13 protein-coding genes are annotated in these 14,467 nt (G+C 62.6%); 3 read left to right on the top strand and 10 right to left on the bottom strand.

Annotated features, from left to right (window positions below; translation table 11 throughout):
• The first annotated feature begins 40 nt into the window (after window positions 1-40).
• Entirely contained in the window at window positions 41-1,204 is a 1,164-nt protein-coding gene (locus F0P96_RS13405) for an endonuclease/exonuclease/phosphatase family protein (RefSeq protein WP_201743902.1), read from the top strand.
• Window positions 1,205-1,220: 16 nt separating this feature from the next.
• Here F0P96_RS13405 and F0P96_RS13410 read toward each other — a convergent pair whose 3' ends face one another.
• Entirely contained in the window at window positions 1,221-2,363 is a 1,143-nt protein-coding gene (locus tag F0P96_RS13410; protein ID WP_151079404.1) for an FAD-dependent monooxygenase, read from the bottom strand.
• Window positions 2,364-2,630: 267 nt separating this feature from the next.
• Between F0P96_RS13410 and F0P96_RS13415 the strand changes: the two genes are divergently transcribed.
• Window positions 2,631-3,308: a hypothetical protein gene (locus F0P96_RS13415; protein WP_151079405.1), complete on the top strand. Its 678-nt coding sequence runs from the start codon at window positions 2,631-2,633 to the stop codon at window positions 3,306-3,308.
• A 126-nt stretch (window positions 3,309-3,434) separates the two neighbouring features.
• Entirely contained in the window at window positions 3,435-4,019 is a 585-nt protein-coding gene (locus F0P96_RS13420; RefSeq protein WP_151079406.1) for a hypothetical protein, read from the top strand.
• Between the two features lie 173 nt (window positions 4,020-4,192).
• Here the strand turns inward: F0P96_RS13420 and dnaK are convergent, their stop codons facing one another.
• From dnaK to fabG, 9 genes are all read right to left on the bottom strand, one after another.
• On the bottom strand, window positions 4,193-6,145 hold the full coding sequence (gene dnaK, locus F0P96_RS13425; RefSeq protein WP_151079407.1) for a molecular chaperone DnaK: 1,953 nt from the start codon (window positions 6,143-6,145) through the stop codon (window positions 4,193-4,195).
• A gap of 258 nt (window positions 6,146-6,403) precedes the next feature.
• Window positions 6,404-6,973: a transposase gene (locus tag F0P96_RS13430; RefSeq protein ID WP_151079408.1), complete on the bottom strand. Its 570-nt coding sequence runs from the start codon at window positions 6,971-6,973 to the stop codon at window positions 6,404-6,406.
• Window positions 6,974-7,034: 61 nt separating this feature from the next.
• The gene (locus tag F0P96_RS13435; RefSeq protein WP_160620079.1) at window positions 7,035-7,961 is read right to left on the bottom strand and encodes an alpha/beta hydrolase; all 927 of its coding nucleotides are present in this window, start codon (window positions 7,959-7,961) and stop codon (window positions 7,035-7,037) included.
• Window positions 7,962-8,020: 59 nt separating this feature from the next.
• Window positions 8,021-8,971 carry a pseudouridine synthase gene (locus F0P96_RS13440; protein ID WP_151079410.1) on the bottom strand — a complete coding sequence of 317 codons (951 nt, stop codon included), beginning with the start codon at window positions 8,969-8,971 and terminating at the stop codon, window positions 8,021-8,023.
• Window positions 8,972-9,032: 61 nt separating this feature from the next.
• Window positions 9,033-9,467, bottom strand: coding sequence for a hypothetical protein (locus F0P96_RS13445; RefSeq protein WP_151079411.1), 435 nt, complete (start codon window positions 9,465-9,467; stop codon window positions 9,033-9,035).
• An 18-nt stretch (window positions 9,468-9,485) separates the two neighbouring features.
• Window positions 9,486-9,896, bottom strand: a complete 411-nt coding sequence (locus F0P96_RS13450; RefSeq protein ID WP_151079412.1) for a hypothetical protein — start codon at window positions 9,894-9,896, stop codon at window positions 9,486-9,488.
• Window positions 9,897-9,904: 8 nt separating this feature from the next.
• Complete coding sequence (locus F0P96_RS13455) at window positions 9,905-11,983, bottom strand: VWA domain-containing protein (RefSeq protein ID WP_235917466.1); 2,079 nt, start codon at window positions 11,981-11,983, stop codon at window positions 9,905-9,907.
• Between the two features lie 781 nt (window positions 11,984-12,764).
• Window positions 12,765-13,445: a YiiX family permuted papain-like enzyme gene (locus F0P96_RS13460; protein WP_151079413.1), complete on the bottom strand. Its 681-nt coding sequence runs from the start codon at window positions 13,443-13,445 to the stop codon at window positions 12,765-12,767.
• A 140-nt stretch (window positions 13,446-13,585) separates the two neighbouring features.
• Window positions 13,586-14,335, bottom strand: coding sequence for a 3-oxoacyl-[acyl-carrier-protein] reductase (gene fabG, locus F0P96_RS13465; RefSeq protein WP_151079414.1), 750 nt, complete (start codon window positions 14,333-14,335; stop codon window positions 13,586-13,588).
• Window positions 14,336-14,467: the final 132 nt, after the last annotated feature.

A 14,467-nucleotide genomic window follows, 5' to 3' on the forward strand; every position in this document is an offset into this window, starting at 1 on the left:
GTAGTACAAGCCATTGATTTCCCCTCTCTCCGCCCTTTCCGTGCTGCTGCAACTCTCTTCTTTACTTACGAACCTGCTCGTGGGGCTGACGTGGCTACTGGGCGTGGCGGTGGTAGTGGCCACGCTGCTGCCGCTGCTGCGCCAAACCGCGTGGTGGATCCGCGTGTTCGACTTCCCCCGCCTGCAAATTGTGGGCGTGGCCGTCGTGTCGCTGTCGGGGGCGCTGGGCCTGCGCTTCTGGGACCAGAACTGGGCCTGGCGGCTGCTGCTGCTCACGCAGGCGGCCGTGATTGTCTACCAGATAGCGCGCATTCTGCCCTACACGCGCCTCGTGCGCAAGCAGGTGGGCGACTCAACCCTGAAAGACGGGCGGCGCCACCTGAGCCTAGCCATGATGAACGTGCTGCAGTTCAACCGCCAAGGCGCCCGGGCGCTGCAGGTGCTCCAGCAAGCCGACCCCGACATCATCATGGCCGTGGAAACCGACGACTGGTGGTACCAGCAGCTCAAGCCGCTGGAAACCACGCATCCTTACGTGTGCCACGAGCCGCTCGACAACACCTACGGCCTGCTGTTTTTTTCGCGCCTGCCGCTGGAAAACTTCGTCATCAAGTATTTGCTCGACGACGACGTGCCCAGCCTGCACACCCGCGTTCAGCTACCCGACGGCCGCACCTGGGTGCGGCTCTACGGCCTGCACCCCAAACCACCGGCACCGGCCGAATCCAAAACCAGCACCAAGCGCGACGCTGAGCTGCTATTGGTGGGCAAGGAAATCGACCGCAACGAAGAGCCGACCATTGTGTTTGGCGACATGAACGACGTGGCCTGGTCGCACACCTCCGAGCTGTTTCGGCGCATCAGCGGCCTGATGGACCCGCGCGTGGGCCGCGGCCTGCTGCCCACCTTCCACGCCGATTACTCCCTGTTGCGCTGGCCTCTGGACCACGTCTTCGTTTCGGCCCACTTCAAGGTCGACGACATGGAGCGGCTGCCCTACGTCGGCTCCGACCACTTTCCCATCTACATCAAGCTCAGCTACGAGCCCCACGACAAGGAAGTGCAGGAAGAAAACAGCGAGGAGGCCGACTTCGAAGACCACAAAGAAGCCCTGGAGAAAATAAAAGAGGGCTTTGAGGAGGAAAACGAAGAAGAGCAGGAGGAGGCCACCGACCCCGAGCCCAAGAAGGTGTTGACTACGTAAAGCCGTGTTTCCGGCGCTACTCGCCTTCGTATAAAAACGCCATCTGCCGCTCGTTCACGCGGGCCGGCACGCGGCGCATCACCGCGTCGCGCAGCTGTATAAGCAGGCGGTTTTCGAGTTGGGCCGCTTTGCCCAGTTGCCACGACTGGTTGACGATGCGCGTGGTGCGCGGCCGGCGGCGCTGGTCAAACGCCTGAAATGCCGCCACGGGGTCGGCGTTTTCCGCCAGGCAGCGGGCCAGCATGGCGGCATCTTCTACGGCTTGCCCTGCTCCCTGGCCCATGTTGGGCGTGGTAGCATGGGCGGCGTCGCCGAGCAGCAGCACCCGGCCAAAGGCAAACCGGCGCAACGGCTTCAGGTCGATGATGTCGCCCCACAGCAGCTGGTCCTCGTGGGTGAGGGATAGGAGCGCGGGAATGGGGGCGTGGAAGTCGGCAAACCGGCGTTGCACGTCGGCCAGGCGCCAGCCCCGAAACACGGGGTTGTTGGGCACGGCGCTGTTCACGCAAGCAAACCAATACACCTGTCCGTTGGCCAGCGGCACGCAGCCGAAGCGCCCGGCCGAACCCCAGCTTTCGGTGGAGCGGCCAGCCGGCAACCCCAGTGCCCGGGCATCGACGACGCCGCGCCAGCATGTGTACCCCGCAAAGCGCGGCTGCGCCTCGGGCAGCAGCTGCCGCCGCACACCCGACCGAATGCCATCGGCCCCGATCAGCGCGTCGGCGGTGCCGGTGCTGCCGTCGGTGAAATGGGCCGTGACGCGGCCGTTGTGCTCCTCGAACCGCTCGAATCGTTTGCCTAGCTGCAAGGTGCAGGGCGGCAGCTGCTGGAGCAGTACGCGCTGCAGATCGGCGCGGTGAATGGCGAGGTTATCGTAGCCGAGACGCCGGGTAAACGGTGCCGTGTCGACATCGTTGAGCACGCGGCCGTGCTGGTCTAGCAGGCTGATGTGGGTAACGGGGTGCCCCGCGGCCCGCACGGGCGCGTGCACTCCCAGGTGGTCGAGGCTGCGCATGGCGTTGGCGCCCAGCACTACGCCCGCCCCAATTTCGCGCAGCTCGGCAGCGGCCTCATACACGTGGGCGCTATGCCCTTGCTGCAACAGCGCCCGGGCCGTAGCTAACCCGCCGATACCGCCGCCAATGATGATAAATTCCATGCGTGTGCAAACGAGCCGCCGGTTTCCGCCGCACGGGCAGTTCCACGGGCCGGTTTGCGGCGGCAACTTAGACCCGGAAAGTGAAACCTGCTACCACATCTTGGGGTGAGCGGGCTGCGAGCGAACGAAAAGGCAGCCAAAACGACTTTCTCAAAATAGGATGGAAAAGCGACTGGGTTTCCAGATTTGGGAAACCAATTGCTGAACTTATCGGCCTCTGCAGGCGGTTTGCAGCTGGTAATGAGTTGTTGCCTCCGTCAATAGAATATGATTTTTCTTTCCGCATTGCTTGTCGCACCGCTGCTCTGCGCGGACCCCGTTACCGACCGCGTGTTCAAGCCCGAACTGCTGCCAGCCAAGGCGGCCCGGCCCATGGCGTTTGTGCCGGCCGGCTGGATGCTGGAGCGCCAGGCCGCCGGCGACCTGAACGCCGACAAACGCCCCGACCAAGTGCTGCTGCTTGTAGAACGCCCTTCGGCGGCGCCCGATGCCAAGCGGGAGCGGGCCGTGGTGGTGCTGCTGGCCGAGCCCACGGGGCAGTTTCGGCGGGTAGGGGCCGCCGGGGCCGTGTTGCCCTGCGTGGGCTGCGACGAAACCGCCGCCGGCACCGACGGCGTGCCCGAACTCGCCATCAGCAAAGGGCAGGTGAGCCTGCGCCACATTGCCGGCAATGCCCAAACCACCGACCGCACGCTGCGCTTCCGCTACGAGTCCACTGCCGACCGCGTGCGCCTCGTGGGCGAAGACCACATCCGCAGCAGCCGCCAGGTGCTGGATACCACCGTGCGCCACACCGATTTCCTGACTGGCCAGCAGCAAACCGAACGCATTTACGCCGACCCCAAAGCCCAGGGCAGCACCCGCCAGCTCACCTCGCGCAGCACGGCCACCGTGCCCACCGCGCCGCGCTATCTGGAAGACCTAAACCTAAATACCCTGCTCTAAACGCTCCTTTCCGCTCACAGACAAGCTGGAAAAGCCGGGACTCTGTTCCGGCTTTTTTGCGTCCGGTGGTTTTTGGGCACGGGTGTACCTTGCGCCGCTATGCTTCGTTGCTTCTGGTTTCTGCTGTTGCTTTTTTCCGCCAGCGGGCTGACCGCGCAGCCCGCCACGCCCCCCCTGCTCGACCCCAAACGGGTGCCGCTGACCGCGAAAAAGCCCGCCGATTTTGTGCCGGCGGGCTGGCAGCTGGAGCAACAGCTCAGCGGCAACCTGAACGCTGATGCGCGCCCCGACCGCGTGCTGATGCTCGTGGAAAAAGCCACCATCAACGATAACTCAGTCGACCGCAACCGTGCGCTGCTGGTGCTCTTGGCGCAACCGGACGGCTCGTTGAAACGCGTCGGTGTCGGCCCGAAGGCACTGTATTGCACGGGCTGTTTTGGCGCCCTAGCCGGCCCTGAAGGCGGTACGCCCGAACTTAGCTTCGACCGCGGCAGCCTGCTGGTGGAGCACATGGCGGGCTCGCGTTTTATGACGGTGCAAACGCAGCGCTTCCGCTACGAAACGGCCAGTGGCCGCGGCGGCTCATCGGCGAAGAGTACAGCAACACCGACCGGGCCAGAGGGCTTAGCACGCACGCCAGCACCAACTTTCTCACCGGTCAGCAGCAAATCAGCAAAGGCAGAATGGACAGCGAGAAAAGCCAACGGATAACGCGCCGCACGGTGAAAACGCCGAAGCTGTATCTGGAAGATGTAAACGCGCAGGGCGAGACGCCGTGGTTGCCGGCCGACTTCTTTGATTGATTCTTCCTGCGAATAACCCCTGATGCAAAAAAGGCCCGAAGCTCACGCTCCGGGCCTTTTTACTGTTCGACTAGCCGCGAATTACTTCTGGCCGTCTACTTCTTCGTAGTCCACGTCGGTCACGTTGTCGTGGCCGGCACCTTGCGGCTGGCCCTGGCCGTTGCCGCCGGGCTGGCCGCCCTGGAAGCCTTCGCCGCCGGGGTAGCCTTGCGGCTGGCCTTCGGCGCCGCCCTGGGCGTACATTTCCTGCGAAGCGGCCTGCCAAGCGGCGTTGATGGCCGCCATAGCGGTATCAATCTGGCCGAGGTCTTTGCTCTCGTGGGCTTTGCGCAGATCAGCAAGAGCGGTTTCGATGGCCGACTTGTTGCCGGCGCTCAGCTTGTCGCCGTACTCCTTCAGCTGCTTCTCGGTCTGGAAAATCATCGAGTCGGCGTCGTTCACCTTCTTGATGCGCTCCACTTCGGCCTTGTCGGCTTCGGCGTTGGCCTGGGCTTCCTGGCGCATCCGCTCGATGTCCTGCTCGGAGAGGCCCGAGGAAGCCTCGATGCGAATTTTCTGCTCTTTACCGGTGCCTTTGTCTTTGGCCGTCACGTGCAGAATGCCGTTGGCGTCGATGTCAAAGGTCACTTCGATTTGCGGCACACCGCGCGGCGCGGGCGGAATCGAGTCGAGGTGGAACTTGCCGATGGTGCGGTTCTGCGAAGCCATCGGACGCTCGCCCTGCAGCACGTGAATCTCTACCGAAGGCTGGTTGTCGGAAGCCGTCGAGAAGGTTTCCGATTTCTTGGTCGGAATGGTGGTGTTCGACTCAATGAGCTTGGTCATCACGCCGCCCATCGTCTCGATGCCGAGGCTGAGCGGGGTTACGTCGAGCAGCAGCACGTCCTTCACCTCGCCGGTGAGCACGCCGCCCTGGATAGCAGCGCCCACGGCCACTACTTCGTCGGGGTTCACGCCCTTCGAAGGCTTCTTGCCGAAGAACTTCTCTACTTCTTCTTGGATGCGCGGAATACGCGTCGAGCCACCTACCAAGATAACGTCGTTGATGTCGGCAGCCGACAAACCGGCGTCTTGCAGGGCCTTTTTGCAGGGCTCCATCGAGCGACGGATCAGCGAATCGGCGAGCTGCTCGAACTTGGCGCGGCTCAGCTTCACCACCAAGTGCTTGGGGCCGGTGTTGGTGGCCGTGATGTAGGGCAGGTTAATCTCGGTTTCGTTTGACGACGAAAGCTCGATTTTGGCCTTTTCGGCGGCTTCTTTCAGGCGCTGCAGGGCCATGGGGTCCTGGCGCAGGTCCATGTTTTCCTGCTGCTGGAACGTCTCGGCCAAGAAGTTGATGATGACCTGGTCGAAGTCGTCGCCGCCAAGGTGGGTGTCGCCGTTGGTGCTCAGCACCTCAAACACGCCGTTGTCGAGCTCCAGAATGGAAATATCGAACGTACCACCGCCGAGGTCATACACGGCTACTTTGTGGTTCGAGTGGTCTTTGTCGAGGCCATATGCCAGTGCGGCGGCCGTGGGCTCGTTGATGATGCGCTTCACATCGAGGCCCGCAATGGCGCCGGCTTCTTTAGTAGCTTGGCGCTGGGCGTCGTTGAAGTACGCCGGTACGGTAATAACGGCTTCGGTTACGGGCTGGCCGAGGTAGTCTTCGGCCGTCTGCTTCATTTTCTGGAGCACCATGGCCGAAATTTCCTGCGGCGTGTACTGCCGGTCGCCGATTTTCACGCCGACGGTGTTGTTCGAGCCGCTGCCCAGGGCGTAGGCCACGTGCTTGGCCTCCTCGGTTACTTCCGAGAAGTTGCGGCCCATAAAGCGCTTGATCGACTGAATCGTATTGGTGGGGTTGGTAATGGCCTGACGTTTCGCCGGGTCACCCACCTTCCGCTCGCCCTTGCCATTGTCGAGAAACGCGACGATAGACGGCGTGGTGCGGCGGCCTTCGCTGTTGGGAATCACAACGGGTTCGTTGCCTTCCATCACGGCCACGCACGAGTTGGTCGTGCCGAGGTCAATACCAATGATTTTGCCCATGAGTATGTTCGTAGGTAGAGTGAGGTGTCTTGTTTAGGTGGCAGCTTGCGGCTGTTGCGGGGTGGTTTACAAGACGCGTACCAGCCCGCCAAACGCCGTTTTTTGCTGCCAGAATGTCACCGCCCGGCAGAAGCCGCAGCGGTGTTTCTGCCGGAAGCGGTTGTACGGAAGATGGAGCCGGACAGATATTCAGGCGACGCAGGCCGGAGTGGTACTACGACTCCAAGTCGTAGTACCACTATCGTTGCACGACAGCCCTTAGAACAACCAGTCCTTTACATCCGCTGGCATAGTCTGCTTAATAAGCAAGGCTATTTGCTCCGCATCGGTTGGCAAATCGAGCAACGCCGTTGCCAGCTCTTTGTGGCATAATGTACCACCACGCAACCCCGCGTAATCCGGATACGACGACCACACCCATTGGCTTATATCACGTATCAGGCCCGCTCGAAGCGGATTCTGGTGAATATAGCAGAAGCACATAAAGGCGTACTGCTCCGTTGATAATTCCTTCGCTTTCGTGTGCTGCTGGAACAACGAACCCGTACGGCCCTGCTCTTTTTGAATAGCGCGGGTGTATGAGCTTAGCAGAAGCCGGAGGTCGGTGCTACAACGTGCCAGGTCGGCGGCTTCGCGCACTTGCACCAGCAGATGAAAGTGGTTTGGCATGAGACACCACGCCAAAATGCGCAGGTGTGGGGTGAGGTGGCGGCGGAGCTTGGTGAGAAAGTAGCGGTAATTCTCCGGCGTGTGAAATACCGTTTCGCGGTTGTTGCCCCGGTTGTAGAGGTGGTATAGCTTCTCGGGTTGAAGGTTTAGGGCTGACATAATAACGCGGGGTAAATGCCAGGTAATATAGTCCCGTTCAACCTCCGCAACGATAGTGGTACTACGACTTTGGAGTCGTAGTACCACTCCTAGCCAAAAACCCCGCCACCGTTTGTTGCCAGAGTCGCGGGTGCTTCTTCCAATACGGTTCGTGGCCGCTGCCGGGGAAATCCTGCCGCTGCTTCGGGCCGCGCAGGTTGGCGAAAATGGCGTCGGTTTCTTGGCGGGTTACGCGCGGGTCGGCAGTGCCCCACAGCAGCAGCGTGGGCGTGCTCACGTGGCGGGCGTAATCTTTGCCGTTGAGCCCGAAAGCCCAAAAGTTGTTTTGCACGCCGCCCCAGAACACCAGCAGGTTCGCCATCGGAAACGGCGGCACGTGCATGGAGCGGAACCGGTTTTGGGCCGTTTGCAGCATGCTGCCGTAGGGGCATTCGATAATGTTGGCGGTGGGCCGCACGTGCAGCTCACTTTCGGCCCGCAGAATGGCCACGGCGCCCATGCTCACGCCGTAAAGGATTATGGGCGTGTTCGACTGCCGGGGCAGCAGCCACCTGAACACGGCGGCCACGTCGTCGGCTTCCTGGTAGCCAACGGTGGTGCGGAAGCCGGCGGAGCCGCCGTTGCCGGCAAAATCGGTCAGCAGCACGTTGTAGCCCAGGCGGCGGAAGTAGCTGGCTTCGGTCAGCAGGTGGGATTTGTCGGAGGTGTAGCCGTGGAACAGGGCCACGGTGCCGCGGGCTTGGGGCGCGGTGTCGTACCAGCTTTCGAGGCGGCCGTTTGGGCTCTGGATACTGACGGTTTGGTACGGAAACGCAGGCCTCGCGCGGTTAGCCGGCTTCGGATTCTTAATGCCCGTAGCCAGCACGTACAGCTTTTCGCCCACCGACAACTGTTCCGGGTTGGGCGTGTAGTAGCCCGGCTCGGCCGAGAAGTGCGTGAAGCGCCATGCGTGGTTGAAGGCCACCACATTGGCCAACAGAAACAGCAAAAGCCCGACCAGCAGCATCCGCCGCAGCCGAGGCCGCCAAAACACCAGCTGTCCTATACTCATTTGCCCCGGCGCGGTGGCTTACCGCCCGAAGGCGGCGCCGGGCGCCCCGACGAAGGCCGGCCGGTGCCGGGGCCGCCCGTACGGCCGCCGCTGCGCGGCGCAGCCGGGCCGCCGGTTTTGCCAGCGCCGCGCGGCGAAGCGCTGCTGCCAGGCCGGCCACCCCGCGCCGCACCAGGCGAGCCATCGGCCGAGCGGCCACCGGAACGGCCGATGCTGCTGGATTGGCGTTTCGGGCCTCGGCCGGTAGCGGCCTTTTCGGCGGCGCGGCGGGCGCGGGCGGCTTTTTCGGCGGCTATCTTTTCTTCAAAGTTGGGGTCGTATTTGACGGTGGGCTTGCGGCGGGCGTTGGCCGGGCCTTCGTTTTCGGGCGAGTCGGCCACGGCGGCTTTCAGCTCCTGCACTTCGGCGGCGGTCAGGTCGCGCCACTGGCCGGGGGCGAGCTTGCCAAGGGTGAGGTCGGCAAGTTGGGCGCGCACGAGGCGCAGGGTGGGGAAGCCCACGGCAGCGGTCATTTTGCGCACCTGCCGGTTCATGCCTTCGGCAATGGTCAGCTCAATCCAGCTGGTGGGAATGGCGGCGCGGAACCGCACGGGCTTGCTTCGCTCCCAGAGCTGCTCGGGCTGCTCGGGCAGTTGGCGCACCTCGGCCGGGGCCGTAAACCCGTCGCTGATTTGCACGCCGCGGCGCAGCTGCTCCAGGGCTGCTTCGGTGGGAATGCCTTCCACCTGTACCCAGTAGGTTTTGGGCACCTTGTAGCGCGGCTCGGCAATGCGGAACTGCAGCTGCTTGTCGTCGGTGAGCAGCATCAGGCCCTCGGAATCGAAATCGAGGCGGCCGACGGGGTACACGTTGGGCACCTGCACGAACTCCTTGAGCGTGGCGCGGCCCTTCTCGTCGGTAAACTGGGGCAGGACTTCGAAGGGCTTGTTGACGAGGATGTAGCGCATGGGCAGCGGGGTAGGGGCGCGTTGGCCGCGCCCGTTCGTGGAACGGTGAAGGCAGCTCGGGTTAGTCGAGCCAGGTGGCAACTTCCTTCCGGATGGAATTGGAGTCGCCGGCCAGCACAAAGTTCCACCCTAATTCGATGGATTGCACCGCCCTCCGCATTTCTTCTACCTGCGCGGCCTCAAAACCCGACTCGGCCGCCATCCAGGCCGCGTATTTTTTGCCGGTCGTTAGCAAGCTGTTCACGGCGTACACCAGCGGCCGGTCCAGCATCTGGGCTTTGTCGGCGTCGTCGGTACCGGCCGGCTGCGCGCCGTTTAGGTGTTGGTTCACGGCCTCCAAGCACGCCAGAATATCATCGGCCAGCGGCTGAATAGGCACGAACTTCTTTTTGTCGCTGATGAGGTAGAGCGTGTATTGGAAGTCGGCAGCCGTGGGCTTGCTTTTGGCAAGGCCAGCGTGGCGCAGGAGTTGTTCGAGGGCGGTGGGGTAGTCCATTGCGATAAGTCAAGAAAATTAGTTTTTGAGAAAGGCCATGCAGGACGAAGCCAGAAACAATAGTATGTACCCCAGTATTTTCAGGGTTCCCCAATCTCTCTGCCTACGTGGATAGCCGCGGAATTCAACTATGTATTTGTACCAAATCGGGCGTCGGAACAAGTAATAATTGCACGCCGTGAGCATAAGTAGCGGCCCAAAGAAAAACAGCACAAGTGCCAAGACTTTCGTTTGTTTGCCGAGCATCAGACCAGCAATAAATCCGCCAAAATGACGAATCAATACCGAGCAGATAGGCCACACAATAAGCAACGCTAACATCAATGCCGCATTCAGGTGAAGCCCATGACGTTCACCAAATGGCCCGCGTGACAGTGCTTGCTGGGTTCTGTAGAATTTATACAGAAGGTAATAGTAGGCTTTAAGCATTGCCTCTGTTAGATACTGCCCGAGTACCGCCGAATGGCCCATTCCGCCGTCGCCAGCGCCATAATCAGCGCAAACAGCCACCACTCGTCAATCAGGTTCTTCTCTTCTTCCTGGGTGTGCAGCACCGGCTTGAACTTGGCCTGCAACAGGCGTTGCTCCAACTGCTGCAGCTGTTGCGGGTAGTAGAGCTGCCCGCCGCTGCGCTGGGCGAGCTGGTAGAGCGTGTTGTGGTCGGCGTGGGAAGCGGTGGCTTCCAGCTGCTGGTCCTGTACCAGCACCTCGCCGCGGTCTTCCTGCGGCTGCCCAGCCACGGTGGCGCGGGCGGTGTAGCGGTAGAGGCCGCCCGGTAGCGGGCCCAGGTGCAGCACGCCGCCATCCTGGCGGTTGGTGAAGTTGAACGAGCGGGGCCGGTTCTGCTCGTCGGTGAGCGTGAGGCTGATTTGCTGGCCGTACACGCGCTCAAACACCGCGTTGTAGGTTTCGGCACCGAAAGTCACGTCGTCCTGGGTGCTGAAGGCGTCCTGCGTGGGGTACACGTCGAGGCGCTTGCGGCGGCTGTCCTGGGTGAGCAGCTGGAGCAGGCGCGTGATGAGCCGGTCGTAGGTGTCGGCGCGGTCGGCGTGGGTGGCGGCTTCCTGCAGGCGCCACTGCCAGCTGCCGTCCGTCAGCAGCGTGGCCTGCCGCTGCCCAGTCGGCCCGGCTACCGCCAGCAGCGGCCGGGTGGTGCGGGTGCGGCCCGCTTGCTGGTACAGAATCACTTCGGCGCCGCTGCCGAGGCGGGCGTCGCCGGCGGGCACGGCGGTGGGCGGGTAGTCGCGCAGGCGGGCCACGGCGTCAGGCTCCAGCGTGAAGCGCGAGAAGCTGGGGTTGACGGCGGGCGTCACGTCTTCGGTCTGGCTGCCGCGCGGACTCACGTGCAGGCCGGTGCCGAGGTTGTTGTAGGCCCCGAAATCAGACTGCGCGCCCAGTACGTAGAGGGTCGGCAGCTTGCGGCTGCGCACGTATTGAAGCACGTCGCGGCCGGCGTCGGTGCGGCTGGGCAGCTGGTGCAGAATGGCTACGTCGTAGTCCTGCTCGGCGCGCAACGGGGCCAGGCCGGGCAGCACCAAGGTCACGTCGAAGTTGTCGTTGCCCAGCAGCGCGGCGCGCATGGCTTTGAGGTCGGGGTGCGGGGCGGCGCCGGCCAGCAGCACCCGCAGGCGGCCCTTCACGATGTCGATGTAGGCGTTGCGGGTGTTGTTGAGCACGGTAAACTCGCCGGGCTGCTGCTCCACCAGCACCTCGTAGCGGTGCTTGCCGGGCGCGGCGGCCGTGAGCGTGAACGTGGTGCGCTGCAGGCGGCGGTTGGGCAGCAGCTTCACCTGCTGGCGGGCCAGCACGCGGCCGTTTTCGCGTAGCAGCACCGTGGCCGCACCGCTTGTGAAGCCGTCGTAGCCGATTTCAGCCTCCACCGGAAAGCGGTTGCCGCTAAAGGCCACGCGGTTGTAGCGCAGGTCCGTCACGCGCAGGTCGCGGCGGGGGATGGTGTCGCCGAGGGCCAAGGCGTAAACGGGGTGCGTGAATTCAGCAAACACGGGCGGGCGGCCTTCGTTAGCGAGGCCGTCGGAGGCCAGCACCACGGCGGCGAGGTTGCGGCCCTCGTAGCCGGTTTGCAGGTCGGTGAGCAGGCGGTCGAGGTTGGTGGCGGGCTGGCGGAAGCGCGTGGCGGCGAGGCGGGCGGGCGCGGCCGTGTCTAGGGTGCGCACGGCCACGTCGTAGCCGGCTTCGCGCAGGCGGGCGGTCATGGCGTCGAGGCCGGCGAGGGTGCGGCGCAGCGCGGCCGAGTCGGGTGAGAACAGCGGCACCGACTGCGAATCGTCGACGGCCAGCACCACGACCGGGGCTTCGGTGGTGGTGGTTTCGGAGCGCAGCACCGGGCCCAGCAGCAGCCAGCACAGCAAACTCACCAAAGCAAAGCGGAGAAAGGCGAGGCCGTAGTTAACGGGCTTGCTCCACGGGGCTTTTTTCGAGTAGAGCAGGGCCGCATAGCCCGCGCCCACGAGCAGGCACAGCAGAATCAGCCAGGGAGAAGAGGCAGAGAAGATCAAAGACAGCAATCAGCAGGTGGGATACCAAGAACTCCGTGGCAAGCGAAACAGTTGCTTGCGGGGCGGGGCTTGCGTGGAGTTGTCGCGAAGGTAGAAAGTTGCGGGCGTGAAGCAGGGAGTCAGGAAGCGAGTTACCTTGGCCGCCAAGATTTTATCCGTTGTAAACCATCCACAAAAGGATTCTCGCCCTATTTGCCATAGTATGTGCAGGCTTTTTGCTGGTCGCAAAAAGCTGTGATTCCAACCCTAAATCTAGCGTCAGCACAACAGTAGGAGGTGATTTGGACCGTTTGTCTCCACGTGACACCTTGTTTCTTGCAGCTACTTTTTCGGAGTGTGGTGAGTGGGGCGGACACCGGGAATTAATCAGTATCTATCACGCCGAAGAGTCTGCAGCTGAGCACGGCGCTTTAAAACCGGATTTCGGCCCCCTCTTTGTCACGTGGCAACTTGATACGGCTGGCTGCGGAAGCCCAGACAGACGCTTCTTCTTGGCTGGTCGTCACTTGCTTGACCGTGACGAAGAGGAGGCCGTTCTGCGCTATGTCAGTGCCCTCCAGGCAACCAGTTTAATGCATATGCCCGCTTCTCATGCTGGCAATTACTTCAGGGTGAGAAGCGCGCATGGGAACCTAAGCTTGAAGCTCCATGATTCGCAGCTGCAATGGAGTGAGTATGAAACGTTGCGAGATAAGCTGTTTGCGAAGCGTCGGTAAAACTGCTCCTATTTTCAGCACCCGCTACTACACGTCTTTCCCGCACCGGCATGCCAAATTCCTGGCTAGCGGGTCATCACCGTCACCAGTTCCGGACTGTTGAACATCTGGGCGGGCGAAATCAGCGGCTCGTCCAGCGGCAGCCGGTTGCCGTACCGCTCACGCATTTTCCGCTGCACGGCCGGGTGGGAGAGGTCCAGTTCGCGCAGCTTTTGCAGCCGCCCGAGCCGGCGGCCGGTGGTTCCGTAGTACACCTTCCACAGCAGCTCCGAGCAATACATTCGCTTGTCGGACCAACCGAAATACGGGTCGTAGGGCCGGCCGCGGTACCGGTGGCCGGCGCGCAGCAGGCGGCGCAGGGTGCGGGGCGTGAGTACGGTTTCGGCGTCGCGCAGGCGCTTCACCACAAAGTACTTGCCCTGGCCGCGCGCAATCCACACTTCCAGCGGCGTGATGCCCACCGGCTGCACGGCCTCCAGCACCTGCCACTCGCCGCCCTGCCGGAACAGCAGGCCGCAGTGGCTGTAGGGCGAGTGGGTAGCCAACTGAATGGCCCGGCTCTGGGCCGACTGCGAGGTGTGAAAAATCAGGTCTCCTTCGCGAAGCTTCAGCGAGACGAGCAGCGTGGTAAGCTCGGCCCGCTGGGCCCGCTTGAAGTAGCCCGGCCGCTTCTTCCGGCGCGGGCAGGCCCACACGGCCAGCACGATGAACAGGACGGCCAGGACGATGGAAAGCGGGCGACGCATGCGGATGAAACGTGGAGTAAAAAGAACGTCATGCTGAGCTTGTCGAAGCATCTCTACCGCGCCGCTTGGTCGTTCGGTAGAGATGCTTCGACAAGCTCAGCATGACGTTCTACTAGATAGCAATCAGCTACAGCAAGGTCCTACGTCAGCATGCCGCCATCTACCTGCAGCACCTGGCCGGTGATATAGGCCGAGTCGTTGGAGGCGAGGAAGGCAGTGGCTTTGGCAATGTCGTCGGGGGTGCCGCCACGCTTGAGCGGAATGGCCTTGCGCCACTCGTCCACCACTTTCTGGTCCAGCTCGCCGGTCATTTCCGTCTCGATGAAGCCCGGCGCAATGGCGTTGCAGCGGATGTTGCGCGAGCCCAGCTCCAGGGCCACCGACTTGGTGAAGCCGATGATGCCCGCCTTGGAGGCCGCGTAGTTGGCCTGGCCGGCGTTGCCCTTGATGCCCACCACCGACGTCATGTTGATGATGCTGCCCTGCTTGGCGCGCATCATGGGCTTGGTGGCGGCTTTGGTGAGGTTGAATACCGACTTCAGGTTCACGTTCAGCACCGAGTCCCACTGCTCCTCGCTCATGCGCATGAGCAGGCCGTCTTTGGTAATGCCGGCGTTGTTGACGAGGATGTCGAGCCGGCCGAACTCGGCCACCACGTCGTCGACGAGCTTTTCGGCCTGCTGGTAGTCGGAGGCGTCGGAGCGGTAGCCCTTGACTTTGCTGCCGTGCTGGGCCAGCTCCTGTTCGAGCTGCTGGCCTTTCTCCACGCTGGAGAGGTAGGTGAAGGCCACCTGAGCGCCCAGTTGGGCAAAATGCTGGGCAATGGCCCGGCCAATTCCTTTCGAAGCGCCCGTAATCAGGGCCACTTTTCCGTCGAGCTGTTTGGTCATAAGGGCGAAGATAGCCGACGGGGCGGAACCGCAACTCCGGTCATTCTGCCAAAGCAAAAGAAGCCACGGCGGCGCGGGCAGAAGTGGTACTACGACTCGAAGTCGTAGTACCACTATCGTTGGGCCGGTTGA

The organism is Hymenobacter busanensis (assembly GCF_008727865.1).
GTDB classification, from domain to species: Bacteria; Bacteroidota; Bacteroidia; order Cytophagales; family Hymenobacteraceae; genus Solirubrum; species Solirubrum busanense.

Coding starts and splice junctions, on each gene's coding strand:
- F0P96_RS13410 (WP_151079404.1), bottom strand. CDS start 2,363: ATGGAATTTATCATCATTGGCGGCGGTATCGGCGGGTTAGCTACGGCC.
- F0P96_RS13415 (WP_151079405.1), top strand. CDS start 2,631: ATGATTTTTCTTTCCGCATTGCTTGTCGCACCGCTGCTCTGCGCGGAC.
- dnaK (WP_151079407.1), bottom strand. CDS start 6,145: ATGGGCAAAATCATTGGTATTGACCTCGGCACGACCAACTCGTGCGTG.
- F0P96_RS13430 (WP_151079408.1), bottom strand. CDS start 6,973: ATGTCAGCCCTAAACCTTCAACCCGAGAAGCTATACCACCTCTACAAC.
- F0P96_RS13440 (WP_151079410.1), bottom strand. CDS start 8,971: ATGCGCTACATCCTCGTCAACAAGCCCTTCGAAGTCCTGCCCCAGTTT.
- F0P96_RS13445 (WP_151079411.1), bottom strand. CDS start 9,467: ATGGACTACCCCACCGCCCTCGAACAACTCCTGCGCCACGCTGGCCTT.
- F0P96_RS13450 (WP_151079412.1), bottom strand. CDS start 9,896: ATGCTTAAAGCCTACTATTACCTTCTGTATAAATTCTACAGAACCCAG.
- F0P96_RS13460 (WP_151079413.1), bottom strand. CDS start 13,445: ATGCGTCGCCCGCTTTCCATCGTCCTGGCCGTCCTGTTCATCGTGCTG.
- fabG (WP_151079414.1), bottom strand. CDS start 14,335: ATGACCAAACAGCTCGACGGAAAAGTGGCCCTGATTACGGGCGCTTCG.